General features: G+C 73.8%; 15 protein-coding genes. 10 read left to right on the top strand and 5 right to left on the bottom strand.

The window, feature by feature from the left end; genetic code table 11:
* The first annotated feature begins 133 nt into the window (after positions 1 to 133).
* The 4 genes from ACZ6ZT_RS09890 to ACZ6ZT_RS09875 are packed head-to-tail and all read left to right on the top strand — an operon-like array spanning position 134 to position 3,676.
* Positions 134 to 1,096: an ABC transporter ATP-binding protein gene (locus tag ACZ6ZT_RS09890; RefSeq protein ID WP_469717221.1), complete on the top strand. Its 963-nt coding sequence runs from the start codon at positions 134 to 136 to the stop codon at positions 1,094 to 1,096.
* The gene (locus ACZ6ZT_RS09885; RefSeq protein ID WP_469717219.1) at positions 1,093 to 1,872 is read left to right on the top strand and encodes an ABC transporter permease; all 780 of its coding nucleotides are present in this window, start codon (positions 1,093 to 1,095) and stop codon (positions 1,870 to 1,872) included. The genes ACZ6ZT_RS09890 and ACZ6ZT_RS09885 overlap by 4 nt, the downstream gene beginning before the upstream one ends.
* 35 nt (positions 1,873 to 1,907) lie before the next feature.
* Positions 1,908 to 3,059 (top strand): sensor histidine kinase, encoded by a 1,152-nt coding sequence (locus ACZ6ZT_RS09880; RefSeq protein WP_469717323.1) that lies wholly within the window; start codon positions 1,908 to 1,910, stop codon positions 3,057 to 3,059.
* On the top strand, positions 3,056 to 3,676 hold the full coding sequence (locus ACZ6ZT_RS09875) for a response regulator (RefSeq protein ID WP_469717217.1): 621 nt from the start codon (positions 3,056 to 3,058) through the stop codon (positions 3,674 to 3,676). Before ACZ6ZT_RS09880 ends, ACZ6ZT_RS09875 begins: the two co-directional genes overlap by 4 nt.
* Before the next feature lie 480 nt (positions 3,677 to 4,156).
* Here ACZ6ZT_RS09875 and ACZ6ZT_RS09870 read toward each other — a convergent pair whose 3' ends face one another.
* Both ACZ6ZT_RS09870 and ACZ6ZT_RS09865 read right to left on the bottom strand, forming a co-directional pair.
* Positions 4,157 to 4,948 carry a transglutaminase-like domain-containing protein gene (locus ACZ6ZT_RS09870; protein ID WP_469717214.1) on the bottom strand — a complete coding sequence of 264 codons (792 nt, stop codon included), beginning with the start codon at positions 4,946 to 4,948 and terminating at the stop codon, positions 4,157 to 4,159.
* Positions 4,945 to 5,943 carry a GNAT family N-acetyltransferase gene (locus ACZ6ZT_RS09865; protein ID WP_469717212.1) on the bottom strand — a complete coding sequence of 333 codons (999 nt, stop codon included), beginning with the start codon at positions 5,941 to 5,943 and terminating at the stop codon, positions 4,945 to 4,947. Before ACZ6ZT_RS09865 ends, ACZ6ZT_RS09870 begins: the two co-directional genes overlap by 4 nt.
* Positions 5,944 to 6,059: 116 nt before the next feature.
* Between ACZ6ZT_RS09865 and fdxA the strand changes: the two genes are divergently transcribed.
* Complete coding sequence (gene fdxA, locus ACZ6ZT_RS09860) at positions 6,060 to 6,389, top strand: ferredoxin (protein ID WP_030226044.1); 330 nt, start codon at positions 6,060 to 6,062, stop codon at positions 6,387 to 6,389.
* A gap of 94 nt (positions 6,390 to 6,483) precedes the next feature.
* Positions 6,484 to 7,578, top strand: coding sequence for a succinyldiaminopimelate transaminase (gene dapC / locus ACZ6ZT_RS09855; protein WP_469717210.1), 1,095 nt, complete (start codon positions 6,484 to 6,486; stop codon positions 7,576 to 7,578).
* Positions 7,579 to 7,662: 84 nt separating this feature from the next.
* Here dapC and ACZ6ZT_RS09850 read toward each other — a convergent pair whose 3' ends face one another.
* Together ACZ6ZT_RS09850 and ACZ6ZT_RS09845 are read right to left on the bottom strand one after the other, a co-directional pair.
* A complete protein-coding gene (locus ACZ6ZT_RS09850) occupies positions 7,663 to 8,004 on the bottom strand; it encodes an ATP-binding protein (protein WP_469717209.1) in 342 nt (113 codons plus the stop codon).
* Between the two features lie 227 nt (positions 8,005 to 8,231).
* Positions 8,232 to 9,203 carry a hypothetical protein gene (locus tag ACZ6ZT_RS09845; protein ID WP_469717207.1) on the bottom strand — a complete coding sequence of 324 codons (972 nt, stop codon included), beginning with the start codon at positions 9,201 to 9,203 and terminating at the stop codon, positions 8,232 to 8,234.
* Positions 9,204 to 9,289: 86 nt separating this feature from the next.
* Here ACZ6ZT_RS09845 and dapE point away from each other — a divergent pair, with 86 nt between their 5' ends.
* Positions 9,290 to 10,369, top strand: coding sequence for a succinyl-diaminopimelate desuccinylase (gene dapE / locus ACZ6ZT_RS09840; protein ID WP_469717205.1), 1,080 nt, complete (start codon positions 9,290 to 9,292; stop codon positions 10,367 to 10,369).
* A gap of 64 nt (positions 10,370 to 10,433) precedes the next feature.
* Positions 10,434 to 11,192 carry an LOG family protein gene (locus ACZ6ZT_RS09835; protein ID WP_469717202.1) on the top strand — a complete coding sequence of 253 codons (759 nt, stop codon included), beginning with the start codon at positions 10,434 to 10,436 and terminating at the stop codon, positions 11,190 to 11,192.
* Positions 11,193 to 11,205: 13 nt separating this feature from the next.
* Here the strand turns inward: ACZ6ZT_RS09835 and folP are convergent, their stop codons facing one another.
* Positions 11,206 to 12,066: a dihydropteroate synthase gene (folP, locus tag ACZ6ZT_RS09830; protein ID WP_469717200.1), complete on the bottom strand. Its 861-nt coding sequence runs from the start codon at positions 12,064 to 12,066 to the stop codon at positions 11,206 to 11,208.
* A gap of 76 nt (positions 12,067 to 12,142) precedes the next feature.
* On the opposite strand from folP, the gene ACZ6ZT_RS09825 reads away from it, so the two are divergent.
* Positions 12,143 to 12,508 (top strand): DivIVA domain-containing protein, encoded by a 366-nt coding sequence (locus ACZ6ZT_RS09825; RefSeq protein WP_469717199.1) that lies wholly within the window; start codon positions 12,143 to 12,145, stop codon positions 12,506 to 12,508.
* Positions 12,505 to 13,086 carry a DNA-3-methyladenine glycosylase I gene (locus tag ACZ6ZT_RS09820; RefSeq protein WP_469717197.1) on the top strand — a complete coding sequence of 194 codons (582 nt, stop codon included), beginning with the start codon at positions 12,505 to 12,507 and terminating at the stop codon, positions 13,084 to 13,086. Before ACZ6ZT_RS09825 ends, ACZ6ZT_RS09820 begins: the two co-directional genes overlap by 4 nt.
* Positions 13,087 to 13,091: the final 5 nt, after the last annotated feature.

Below are 13,091 nucleotides of genomic sequence, written 5' to 3'. Positions count from 1 at the left end.
CGCGGCGCGTCCCGCCCCGTCCGCGACGGCTCCGCCCCGGGCCGGCGTCATGTCCATGGCATGACGGATGTCATGCCGCAGTCACGACGGCGGACACTGCCGGGACCGCCCCCGTACGGGCGAGTCTTGGGCCATGACGACGACGACCTCGGCGCACCCCGCCGCCGCTCCCGGCACCACCGACGAAACGGTGGTGAGCTTCCAGAACGTGACCAAGAGCTACGGCCGCGTCCGCGCGGTCGACGGCCTCTCCCTCACCCTCCACCCGGGCGAAACCGTCGCCCTCCTCGGCCCCAACGGCGCGGGCAAGTCCTCCACCCTCGACCTGCTCCTGGGCCTGCGCCCCGCCGACTCCGGCGAGGTCCGGCTCTTCGGCACCACCCCCCGCGAGGCCCTCGCGGCCGGCCGGGTCGGCGCCATGCTGCAGAGCGGCGGCCTGATGGAGGAGGTCTCCGTACGCGAGCTCGTCTCGCTCGGCTGCGCCCTGCACCCCCGCCCGCTGCCGGTGGACGAGGTCCTCACCCGGGCCGGGATCGCCGACATCGCCGGCCGGATGGTCAACAAGCTCTCCGGCGGCCAGGAGCAGCGGGTCCGCTTCGCCCTCGCCACCGCGGGCCACAACGACCTGATCGTCCTCGACGAACCCACCACCGGCATGGACGTCACCTCCCGCCAGGCCTTCTGGGCCACGATGCGCGAGCAGGCCGCCCAGGGCCGCACGGTCCTGTTCGCCACCCACTACCTGGAAGAGGCGGACGCCATCGCCGACCGGGTGCTGGTCCTCAACAAGGGCCGGCTCCTCGCCGACGGCACCGCCGCCGAGATCAAGGCGAAGGCCGGAGCCCGCAAGATCGCCTTCGACCTCGACTTCGACGGAGCCGACGCGGACGCCGACGAGCAGACCCTGCGCGCCCTGCCGGGCCTGACGGCCTTCGAACGCCACGGCGCCACCGTCAAGCTCCAGTCGAGCGACGCCGACGCGACCGTCCACGCCGTGTACGCGCTCGGCCTGTACCCCCGGAACCTGGAGGTCGCGGGCCTCGGCCTGGAGCAGGCCTTCCTCGCCCTCACCGAGGCCGAGGAGGCCACCCGATGAACGCCGTGCAGACCGTGAACACCGTGAACGCCGGAACGTACCAGCTGGTCAAGCTGGAGATCACCCGCGCCCTGCGCAACAAGAAGTACCTGTTCTTCACCGTGCTCTACCCGGCCGCCCTCTTCCTGATGCTCGGCGGCACCCTGTCCGGCACGACCAAGGTGCAGGGCACCGAACTGACGATGCCCGCCTTCTACATGGTCGCCATGGCCTCCTTCGGCGCCCTGACCGCCGTCCTGATGGGCAACAGCGAACGCATCGCCAAGGAGCGGGAGAAGGGCTGGGTCCGCCAGCTGCGCCTGACCGCCCTGCCCGGCCGCGGCTACGTCCTCGCGAAGACCGCCAGCGCGGGCGTGCTGTCCCTGCCGGCCATCGTCGTCGTCTTCGTGGTCGCCGCCGCCGCCAAGGGCGTACGGTTCGAGGTCTGGCAGTGGCTCGCCCTCACCGGCGCGATCTGGGCCGGCAGCCTCGTCTTCGCCGCGCTGGGCGTGGCCATCGGCTACCTGGCCAGCGGGGACACCGTCCGCCCCATCACCATGCTGTTCTACTTCGGCCTCTCCATCCTCGGCGGCCTGTGGATGCCCACCGCGAACTTCCCGCACTGGCTCCAGAACATCTGCGAGTGGCTGCCGACCCACGCCTACGCCGGCCTCGGCCAGGCCATCGAGCTGGGCGGCGCCCCGCACGCCAAGGACGTGGCGATCCTCGCCGGGTACTTCGTACTCTTCACCGGTGCGGCCGCCTGGCTGTACCGCAAGGACTCGCTGAAGGCGTGACGGCAGTGACGGTGTACGAGGCGGCGGAGCAGGACATGACCGGGGCGACGGGCGGCATCCGGATCGGGGTGCGGCCCGAGAACGGGCGCCACCGGATCGTGAAGATGATGTGGATCAGCGTCTGGCTCGTCTACCTCAGCGCCCCGGTCAGCGACCTCGTCGGCGGCGGGCACAGCACCGGCTCCCGGGTCCTGGGGGCGCTGGGCCTGGCGGCCTTCGTCGCCTGGTACCTGATCCTCGTCCTGCGGACGGGACGCGAGGACGCCGTCACCCCGGTGCTGGTCTCGCTCGCCGTCCTCGCCGCGCAGGCCACGCTGCTGTCCTTCTCCCTGGGCCGGGAATGGCTCGTGCTCTTCGTCTACGTGTCCATCTCCTCCGGGGCCGCGCTGCCGGGGGAGTACTCCCGCTGGACGGTGCCCGGCGCCACGGCCCTGCTCTCCGCGATGGCCCTGGCCGTGCCCGGCGGCGAGAGCTACCTCGCCGGGCTGCTGATCCCCTCCCTGATGGGCGGCTTCGCGATGGTCGGGATCCGGGCCATGGTCCGCACCACCATGGAGCTGCGCGTGGCGCGGGCCACGGTGGCGCAGCTCGCCGCCAACGAGGAACGCCTGCGGATGGCCCGGGACCTGCACGACCTGCTGGGCCACTCCCTGTCCCTGATCACCCTGAAGAGCGAGCTGGCCGGCCGGATGCTGCCGGACCACCCCGACCGGGCCGCCCGCCAGGTGGCCGACATCGAGCAGGTCTGCCGGCAGGCGCTGGTCGACGTACGGGAGGCCGTGAGCGGCTACCGGCGGCCCACCCTGCCCGGCGAGCTGGCGGGCGCCCGTACGGCCCTGACCGCGGCCGGGGTCGTGGCCGACCTGCCGGCCGACGCCCCGGCGGAGCTGGCCGAGGAGGCGGAGTCGGCCCTGGCCTGGTCGCTGCGCGAGGCCGTCACGAACGTGGTCCGGCACAGCGGGGCCAAGCGCTGCGTGGTCACCCTGACGGCGAGCCAGACGCTGGCCGGCCGGGTGCTGGAACTGTCCGTCACCGACGACGGCGCGGGCGGCGCGGCCGTCCCCGGCAACGGCCTGACCGGCCTCGGGGAACGGCTGGAAGCGGTCGGCGGCAGCCTGACGGCGGGGCCTGCGGGCCGGACCGGCTTCCGCGTGCTGGCCCGCGTCCCCCTAGGATCGCCCTCATGACCGAAGCCGCCCCGATCCGCATCCTGCTGGCCGAGGACCAGTCGATGGTCCGCGAGGCGCTGGCCGCGCTGCTGGGGCTGGAGCCGGACATCGAGGTACTGGCCCAGGTCGCGCGGGGCGACGAGGTGCTGGCCGCGGCCCGGGCCCACGACGTGAACGTGGCCCTCCTGGACATCGAGATGCCGGGCATGACGGGCATCGAAGCCGCGGCGGAACTCCGCAGGTGCGAGCCCTCCCTCAAGATCGTGATCCTGACGACCTTCGGCCGGCCGGGGTACCTGCGGGGCGCGATGGAGGCCGGGGCCTCCGCGTTCCTGGTCAAGGACGCGCCGGCCGCGCAGCTGGCGCAGGCCGTACGGAAGGTCCTGGCGGGGGAGCGCGTCATCGACCCCACGCTGGCGGCGGCGGCCCTGGCGGAGGGGGCGAACCCGCTGACGGAACGGGAACGGGAGGTGCTGCGGGCGGCGGAGTCCGGCGCGACCAACGCCGAGCTGGCGGAGCGGCTGCACCTCTCGCAGGGGACGGTCCGCAACTACCTCTCGACGGCCATCCAGAAACTAGCGGCCCGCAACCGCGCCGAAGCGATTCGCGCAGCCCGCGAAAAGGGCTGGCTCTAACCGCCGCCACCGCCGGGCGCGGCGCCGTTGCCGGGGGCCAGCCCCCGGACCCCCGCGCCTCAAACGCCGGCGAGGCTGATTTTCCCCGGCCGGGGCCTTAACGCCGGCGGGGCTGGATGATGCCGGCGAGGCTGATTTTCCTGGCCGGGGTCGGCAACTTCAGCCTCGCCGGCGATTGAGGCGCGGGCGCGGAGCGCCGTGTAGTGACGTGGGCCGGGCGCGGGCGGCGCTCGGTCTGCCAGCCGCGCCGGCGCCTGAGGCGGGAACGGTGGAAGGGCGGGGAGGGGCCGGCCCCGCGCAGCGGCCACCCACCCGCGGACGACCGCCGGCTCCCGGCCACGGGAACCGACCCCGCCCGGCGGACCGGCCTCCCGGGGACGGCGCCTGGCCGGCGGCCACGGGATCCGGCCCCGCCCGGTGGCCCGGTGGCAGCCCGGCGGACGGCGCCCGGCGCGGCGGCGCGAAGGCCGGCGCGGGGTGTCAGTTGAGGAGGGCGCGAGCCGAGAGGGCCTCGGCGCGGATGCGGGTCGCCGCGGTGGCGTCGATGGCGTCCATGACCTCCGCGTACGCCTCCAACTCCCCGGCCCCCTCCCGGAACGCCCCGCGTTCCACCAGCAGCCGCGCCCGCTCGTACCGCAGCGCCGCCGGATGCGACGGCAACAGCAGCGCCAGGTCCAGCGCCCACAGCGCGACCCCCGACTGCTCGGGCCGCGAGGAGGCCCAGACCCGTACGTTGTTCAGGATCCGCAGCACGATGTCCAGGGTCCGCGCCGGCGTCCGCGGCCCGGCCGCCAGCTCCGCGGGCCCGGCCCCGAGCGAGGCCCCGCCCGCGAACGGGTCCGCGACGACCCCCTCCTCCGGATCCCCGAACCCCACCACGAAGTGCCCCGGCAGCCCCAGCCCGTACACCGGCGCCCCGGCCCGCCGGGCAACCTCCAGCCACACCACCGACAGCAGGATCGGCAGCCCCCGCCGCCGCAGCAGCACCTCGTGCAGCAGCGAGGACGACAGCCGGTCGTAGTCGGCCGGGGTGCCGTGGAAGCCCATCCGGCCCCCCAGCAGCTCCGTCACCGCCGAGGCCCACGCCCGCGGGCTCCGCAGCCCGTACGGCAGCAGCCCCGCCAGCCGGTCCAGTTCGATCTCCGCCCGGTCCATGGCCCGTTCGTCGAGCCCGGGGTCCGCCTCCGCCGCCAGCAGCAGGCACAGCCGCGCGAGGTCCGGCCGCTCGCAGCGGGCCTCCGCCGCGAACTGCTCCCGCGTCCCGGCGCTCACCGGCCCGCCCGGAAGTGGTGGTAGGCGTGGTGCGCGGCGAAGCCCATCCCGTCGTACAGGGCCAGCGCGCCCGCGTTGTCCGGCTCCACCTGGAGCCACGCCGCCGACGCCCCCTCCGCCAGCGCCCGCCGCGCCAGCGCGGTCATCACGACCGTCGCGAGCCCCCGCCGCCGGTCCTCGGGAGCGACCGTCACCGCGCCGAAGCCGGCCCAGCGCCCGTCCACCACGCAGCGCCCGATCGCCCGGCCGTCCTCCAGCGAGGCGAACCACACCGACGGCCCCTCGACCAGCATCCGCCGGGCCAGCCCGGGGTCGCGGACCTTCCCGTAGCGGGCCAGCCACGCCTCGTCCGGCACCCGGGTCAGCGCCACGGCCGACACCGCCGCCTCGGCCCCCTCCGGCGCCGCCTCGCCGACCGGGGCGAGCGCCCCGATCCGTACCTCCGCCGAGACCTCCCTGACCCAGCCCCGCCGCTCCAGCTCCGCGCAGAGCCGCTCCTGCGTCCCGGCGGCGCCCGTCGCCGCCTGCACGTACGCGGGCAGTCCGCGCTCCGCGTACCAGGCGCTCACCCGCGCGAGTGCCGCGTCGAGGGGTATCCCGGGGTCGCCGAGCGGGAGCACCGAGTTGGCCCGCCGGGTGAACCCCTCGGCCGCGCGCAGGGTCCACTCGCCCAGGGCCTCGCTCTCCAGCGGCGGCCAGGCCCGCGCGGTGACCCGGGCGAGCTCCTCGAAGGAGGCCGCGGGACCCCTGCGCCGGGCGGGCGCCGCGGGCACCGTCTTGCCCGCTACCAGGGCGGATTCCGCGATGTGGACGGACACGCCGTCCTTGCGTGTGATCGTCAGCACACCCTCGTTCCAGGATGTGAGAACCCCGACGGTGTCACGGAAGACGGGGGGCAGGCGACCCCCCTCCTCCACCCGTCGTACAGAGACTCGTTTCCCCACGTCAGCCTGGGTGATACGGATCTCCAGCAGTCCTCCGGCAGTGAATTCCACAGCTCTGTCCGCCCCTCCTGTTCGGATCGTGCCCGGGAACGGAGATACTAGGTGCGGGCATCGACGACGCCGCGCTCCCGCGCGAATGGACAGCCCTACCGAGGAGGAACGAGAGCGTGACCTACGTCATCGCGGAGCCTTGTGTCGACGTCAAGGACAAGGCATGCATCGAAGAGTGCCCCGTCGACTGCATCTACGAGGGCCAGCGGTCCTTGTACATCCACCCGGACGAGTGCGTCGACTGCGGCGCGTGTGAGCCGGTCTGTCCGGTCGAGGCCATCTTCTACGAGGATGACACCCCGGAGGAGTGGAAGGACTACTACAAGGCGAACGTCGAGTTCTTCGACGAGCTCGGTTCGCCCGGTGGTGCCTCCAAGCTCGGTCTGATCGAGCGCGACCACCCCTTCGTCGCCGCACTGCCGGCCGACATCAACGGCGAGCACTGACCGTTCACGGCAGACGCGCCCTTCGGTCCCGTACGGCACACCGCCGCACGGGACCGAACCGTTTTCCCGCCACCCACAGAGAGCAGAGACCACCGTGGCCGCAGTTTCCGACCGTCTTCCCGCCTTCCCCTGGGACAAGCTGGAGCCGTACAAGGCCACGGCGGCGGCCCATGCGGACGGCATCGTCGACCTCTCCGTGGGCACGCCCGTGGACCCGGTGCCCGCGCTGATCCAGCGCGCCCTGACCGGCGCCGCGGACTCTCCGGGCTACCCGACGGTCTGGGGCACCCCCGCCCTGCGCGACGCGATCACCGGCTGGCTGCGCGGCCGGCTCGGCGCGAGCGCCGCCGGACACCGCAACGTGCTGCCCGTGGTCGGCTCCAAGGAACTGGTCGCCTGGCTGCCCACCCAGCTGGGCCTCGGCCCCGGCGACAAGGTGGCCTACCCCCGCCTCGCGTACCCGACGTACGAGGTCGGCGCGCGCCTGTGCGGCGCCGAGGCCGTGGTCTACGACGACCCGACCGCGCTCGACCCGGCCGGCCTGAAGCTCCTGTGGCTCAACTCCCCCTCCAACCCCACCGGGAAGGTCATCCCCAAGGAGGAGCTGACCCGGATCGTGGCCTGGGCGCGGGAGCACGGCGTCCTGCTCTTCAGCGACGAGTGCTACCTGGAACTCGGCTGGGAGGCCGAGCCCGTCTCCGTCCTGCACGACGAGGTCTGCGGCGGCTCCTACGAGGGCGTCGTGGCCGTCCACTCGCTCTCCAAGCGGTCCAACCTGGCCGGCTACCGGGCCGCGTTCATCGCAGGTGACGCCGATGTGCTCGGCGAGCTGCTGGAGATCCGCAAGCACGGCGGCATGATGACCGCCGCCCCCGTCCAGGCCGCCGTCGTCGCGGCCCTCGGCGACGACACCCACGTCCAGGAACAGCGCGGCCGCTACGCCGCCCGCCGCGAGGCGCTGCGCACGGCCCTGGAGGCACACGGCTTCCGCGTCGAGCACAGCGAGGCCAGCCTCTACCTGTGGGTGACCCGGGACGAGCCCTGCTGGGACACCGTCGCGCACCTGGCCGCCCTCGGCATCCTCGTCGCGCCGGGCGACTTCTACGGCGAGGCCGGAGCGCACTTCGTCCGCGTCGCCTTCACCGCCACCGACGAGCGGGTCGAGGCCGCGGTCAAGCGCCTGGGCTGAGGCGCCCGCGGCTGACCGCCGCCAAAAACGCCCGGAGGGGCCGGGAGTGCGTACTCCCGGCCCCTCCGTCGTGCCCGGCGGCGGTCAGCCGCCGAGCGGCAGCCCGCCGACGGGCAGGGTGCTCACCGGCAGCTGACCGACGGGCAGGTCCTTCACGGGCAGCTGCCCGGCGACCGGCAGGCCGCCCAGCATCTCGCCCGCACCGCCCGCCACCGCGGCGGCGGGGGCGGCGGCCGGGACGGCCTCGGTGACGGCGCCCGCGGCCTGGTTGGCGGCGGAGGCGTCCGGCGCGGTGAGCGCGCCCAGCTGCGGCACGGACTCCAGGCCGGCGGCACTGGCCGCGCCGGCCGCACCGACCACGGGAGCGGTTCCGGCTGCGAGGAGAAGCGCGGCGCGGGCGATCCGGCGGGTCAGGGGGAGGGACATGATGCTCCTAAGCGGTAGCGGCTGAGTACGCCGGTACAACCGCTCCCGGGGTGGGTGGAGTTGCGGACCCGGTGGGTAAAGGATCGGCAACGCATCGTTTTATCGGCTTCCGCGACAAACGCCATGGACGCCCGCCCACCAGGCCTTCTTGCCCTGCCGGGCGCCCCCTCCCGGCCGCCGCGCCACCCCCGTGCGGGTGAGGCCCCGTACGTACGAGCGACCCGGTGTCAGTGGCGCCGGGTGACGAAGATCCGGACCTCGTCCGGCCCCGCGTCGTGCGGATCGGGGTCGTCGTCGGCGCGGGGCCGCCAGCTGTCGCCCGCGCTGCCCGCGACCCAGGCCGAGGAGCCGTACGCGACCCGGCCGATGCCCAGCTCGTTCGAGCGGGCCACCGCCCAGTGCGCCATCGCCCGGCCCCGGCGCGCCTCGCCCGGCCCGCCGTCCTTGCGCAGCCGCAGGGTGATCCCCGCCTCCGCCGTCACGCCCGGCTTCGCCCGGCCGGCCGTGGCCCCGGTGGCGCGGGCGCCGGCCAGGGCCTGCGCGCCGAACGCCCGGGCCAGCTCCGCCCGGACCTTCTCCGGGTCCCCGGCCGCCGGGGCCGGACCGGAGCAGGTCAGGGTGGCCGGGGTGGCGCTCTCGCCGAAGGCGGCCGTCAGGACCGTGGCGTCCGGCTCGTGCTTCGCGTACGCCTGCGGGAAGCCGCTGAGCTGCACCCGCTGCGCGGCCACCGTCAGCGGGAGCCGGGTGTACCCCTCGATCTCGGCGAGCCGGTCGTAGAAGATCCCGGCCGAGTACACCGGGTCCATGATCTGCTGCGGGGTGCCCCAGCCCTGCGAGGGCCGCTGCTGGAACAGGCCCAGCGAATCCCGGTCGCCGTGGTCCAGGTTGCGCAGTGCCGACTCCTGCATCGCCGTCGCCAGCGCGATGGTCACCGCCCGGTCCGGCAGCCCCTTGGCGATCCCGACGGCCGCTATCGTCGCCGCGTTGGAGGCCTGCTCGGGCGTCATCTCGTACGACTGCGTCGTGCCCGCCGACGCGCCGCCCGCGCCCGTCGCCGTCACCGTGCAGTAGGGGGCGCCGCCGCCGTTGGACGCGCGCTGCACGGCGAAGTACCCGATCACCGCGAGCAGGACGGCCAGCCCCAAGGCCACGCGGAGCGGCCTGCGGCGGCGGGGACGGGAGCGATCGGTCTCGGACACGCGGCCCACCGTACTTGAGGCATATGGCGCGTCCGCCGTCCGGACTGACACGGGTCAGCCGCGCCCCTGGGGTTAGGGTCGGTTCCATGCCCGAATCCGAGCTCGACCTCACCCTGGACGCCGCCGAGCTGACCGCCCGGCTCGTCGACATCCCCTCCGTGAGCGGCGACGAGAAGGTGCTCGCCGACCTCGTGGAAGACGCGCTGCGCGGCCTGCCGCACCTCACCGTCGACCGCCACGGCAACAACGTCGTCGCCCGTACGCACCTCGGCCGGCCCGAGCGCGTCGTCCTCGCCGGCCACCTGGACACCGTGCCGATCGCCGACAACGTCCCGTCCCGCCTGGACGAGAACGACGTCCTGTGGGGCTGCGGCACGACGGACATGAAGTCCGGGGTCGCCGTACAGCTGAGGATCGCCGCGACGGTCCCCGAACCCAACCGCGACCTCACCTTCGTCTTCTACGACCAGGAAGAGGTCGCCGCCGACCTCAACGGCCTCGGCAAGGTCGCCGAAGCCCACCCCGACTGGCTCACCGGCGACTTCGCCGTCCTGCTGGAGCCCTCGAACGCCGAAGTCGAGGGCGGCTGCCAGGGCACCCTGCGCGTCCTGCTGCGCACCCGCGGCGAGCGCGCCCACTCCGCGCGCAGCTGGATGGGCTCCAACGCCATCCACGCGGCGGGCCCGATCCTGGCGAAGCTGGCGGCGTACGAGCCCCGCAAGCCCGTCATCGACGGCCTGGAGTACCACGAGGGGCTGAACGCCGTCCGGATCGAGGGCGGCGTCGCCAACAACGTCATCCCCGACGCCTGCACGGTGACGGTGAACTTCCGCTACGCCCCCGACCGCGACGAGGCAGGCGCGCTGGAGCACGTACGGGAGGTGTTCGCGGACTGCGACATCGCCGAGTTCGTGGTCGACGACTCCTCCGGCGGCGCCCTCCCCGGCCTCTCGCACCCGGCGGCGGCGGCCTTCATGGAGGCGGTCGGCGGACGCGCCATGCCGAAGTTCGGCTGGACGGACGTGTCCCGCTTCAGCGCGCTCGGCGTCCCGGCGGTCAACTACGGTCCGGGCGACGCGCTGCTGGCCCACAAGGTCGACGAACGCGTCGAGACGAAGGCGATCCTGCACTGCGAGGAGCGACTCCGTGCCTGGCTGACCTCGTAAATTCCCCTTCCGGCCACCTTTGTGCGCCTAACCTGATCCAACGATCAGCAGGAGGGAGCACATCATGGGCAACCCCGGAGGTTCGGCAGGCCGTCGGCCCGAGGAGCAGCAGCTCGGGCCGGTGTTGCGCAGGCGGGGCCAGGTGCAGGCGGGCAGTACGACGGATCAGCGGCTGCTGGATTCGGCGGGGCCCTCCGAGTGGGTGCACACCGATCCCTGGCGGGTCCTGCGCATCCAGTCGGAGTTCATCGAGGGCTTCGGCACCCTCGCGGAGCTGCCGCCCGCGATCAGCGTGTTCGGCTCGGCCCGTACGCCGGTGGACTCGCCGGAGTACGAGGCGGGCGTACGGATCGGGCACGCGCTCGTCGACGCCGGCTTCGCCGTCATCACCGGCGGCGGCCCGGGCGCGATGGAGGCGGCCAACAGGGGCGCCCGCGAGGCGAACGGGATCTCCGTCGGCCTGGGCATCGAGCTGCCCTTCGAACAGGGGCTCAACCAGCACGTCGACCTCGGGCTGAACTTCCGGTACTTCTTCGTCCGCAAGACGATGTTCGTGAAGTACAGCCAGGGCTTCGTGGTGCTGCCGGGCGGTCTCGGCACCCTGGACGAGATGTTCGAGGCCCTGACCCTCGTCCAGACGCAGAAGATCACCCGCTTCCCGATCGTGCTGTTCGGCACGGAGTACTGGAAGGGCCTGATCGACTGGCTGCGCGACACGGTCATCGCCCAGGGCAAGGCCTCGGAGAAGGACCTCTACCTCTTCCACGTCACGGACGACGTCGACGAGGCCATCGCCCTGGTGACGAAGGAAGTCGGCAAGTAGCCGCCGGGGCCGCCTAGGCCAGTCCCCGGCGGGCGACCGCCGGGGGCCGGTGGCCCTGGATCGAGGCCACCATGTCGAGGATCTGCTTCGTCTCGGCGACCTCGTGCACGCGGTAGACCTGCGCGCCGAGCCAGGCCGAGACGGCCGTCGTCGCCAGGGTGCCCAGCAGGCGTTCCTTGACCGGCTTGTCGAGGGTCTCGCCGACGAAGTCCTTGTTGGACAGGGAGACCAGCACCGGCCAGCCGGTGTCCGTCATCTCCGCGAGCCGCCGGGTGGCCTCCAGCGAGTGGCGGGTGTTCTTCCCGAAGTCGTGACCCGGGTCGATCATGATCGACTCCCGGGGGACGCCCAGGGCCACCGCCCGCTCCGCGAGCCCGACCGTGACGCGCAGGATGTCCGCCATCACGTCCTCGTACGAGGTCCGGTGCGGCCGGGTCCGCGGCTCGACCCCGCCGGCGTGCGTGCACACCAGGCCCGCCCCGAACCGCGCGGCGACCTCCGCGAGCCGGGGGTCCACCCCGCCCCACGCGTCGTTCAGCACGTCCGCCCCGGCCTCGCACACGGCCTCGCCGACCTCGTGCCGCCAGGTGTCCACGCTGATGACGACGTCCGGGTGGCGGCGGCGCACCTCCGCCACGAAGCCGACCGTGCGCCGGGCCTCCTCCGCCGCGTCGACGTGTTCGCCAGGGCCCGCCTTGACCCCGCCGATGTCGATGATCGCCGCGCCCTCGGCCACCGCCCGCTCGACGCGCTCCAGCGCGGGTTCGTCGCGGAAGGTCGCGCCCTGGTCGTAGAAGGAGTCCGGAGTCCGGTTCACGATGGCCATGACGACCGGCTCGTGGGTGTCGAACTCGCGCCTGCCCAGTCGCAGCATCCCGCTCTTTCCTCCTTCGGCGACCCGCTCGCCTCGTCTGCGACCTTAACCTGGTGGCCGGAGTCTCTCAGGGGAGTTGATCGTGTTCTGGTTCTTGCTGATCGCGCTGGTCGTGGTCGTGGCCGCGGTCACCCTCGCGGTGATCGGCGGAGGTACCGAGGCCGTACTGCCCGAGGCCGGGCCGGACCGGGTGGCCGACGGCCTGCCGGAGAGCCGGCCCGTGGCGCGGGCGGACATCGACGCCCTGCGGCTGCCGGTCGCGCCGCGCGGCTACCGGATGGCCGAGGTGGACGACGTACTCGACCGGCTGGCGGCCGAGCTCGCTGAGCGGGACGCGCGGATCGCCGAGCTGACGGCCGCCGTGTCCGCGCCGCAGGCCGCCCGGCCCGCCGCCCGCCCGGCCTCCGCCGACGGGACCGGCCGCGCCGAGGACGAGCGGTGAGCGGCGCCGGGCTCGTCGCCGGACCCGACGGCGCGCTGCGCTGCCCGTGGGGGCTCTCCACGGCGGACTACGTCGTCTACCACGACACCGAGTGGGGCAAGCCGGTCCACGGGGACGACGCGCTGTACGAGCGGCTGTGCCTGGAGGCCTTCCAGTCGGGGCTGTCCTGGCTGACGATCCTGCGCCGGCGCGAGGGCTTCCGCAGCGCCTTCGCCTCCTTCGAGATCGCGAAGGTCGCCGCCTTCGGGCCCGAGGACGCCGAACGGCTCCTCGGGGACGAGGGGATCATCCGCAACCGGGCCAAGATCGAGGCCACCCTCGCCAACGCCCGGGTGCTGGCGGGCTGGCGGCCGGGGGAGCTGGACGAGCTGATCTGGTCCCACGCCCCGGAGAAGCCCGGCCGGGCCCCGAGGAGCACCGCCGACGTTCCGGCGGTGACCCCGGAGTCCGTGGCCCTGGCCAAGGCCCTGAAGAAGGCGGGCATCCGCTTCGTCGGGCCGACCACCGCCTACGCCCTGATGCAGGCGTGCGGGCTGGTCGACGACCACCTCGCGGGCTGCGTCTCCCGGGGGGTGTAGGGCGT

The organism is Streptomyces sp. NPDC102258, from assembly GCF_055584685.1.
This window is presented reverse-complemented; position numbering and strand designations above follow the sequence as displayed.

Coding starts and splice junctions, on each gene's coding strand:
- ACZ6ZT_RS09885 (WP_469717219.1), top strand. CDS start 1,093: ATGAACGCCGTGCAGACCGTGAACACCGTGAACGCCGGAACGTACCAG.
- dapE (WP_469717205.1), top strand. CDS start 9,290: ATGCCCGAATCCGAGCTCGACCTCACCCTGGACGCCGCCGAGCTGACC.
- ACZ6ZT_RS09880 (WP_469717323.1), top strand. CDS start 1,908: ATGACCGGGGCGACGGGCGGCATCCGGATCGGGGTGCGGCCCGAGAAC.
- ACZ6ZT_RS09890 (WP_469717221.1), top strand. CDS start 134: ATGACGACGACGACCTCGGCGCACCCCGCCGCCGCTCCCGGCACCACC.
- ACZ6ZT_RS09835 (WP_469717202.1), top strand. CDS start 10,434: ATGGGCAACCCCGGAGGTTCGGCAGGCCGTCGGCCCGAGGAGCAGCAG.
- ACZ6ZT_RS09850 (WP_469717209.1), bottom strand. CDS start 8,004: ATGTCCCTCCCCCTGACCCGCCGGATCGCCCGCGCCGCGCTTCTCCTC.
- ACZ6ZT_RS09875 (WP_469717217.1), top strand. CDS start 3,056: ATGACCGAAGCCGCCCCGATCCGCATCCTGCTGGCCGAGGACCAGTCG.
- folP (WP_469717200.1), bottom strand. CDS start 12,066: ATGCTGCGACTGGGCAGGCGCGAGTTCGACACCCACGAGCCGGTCGTC.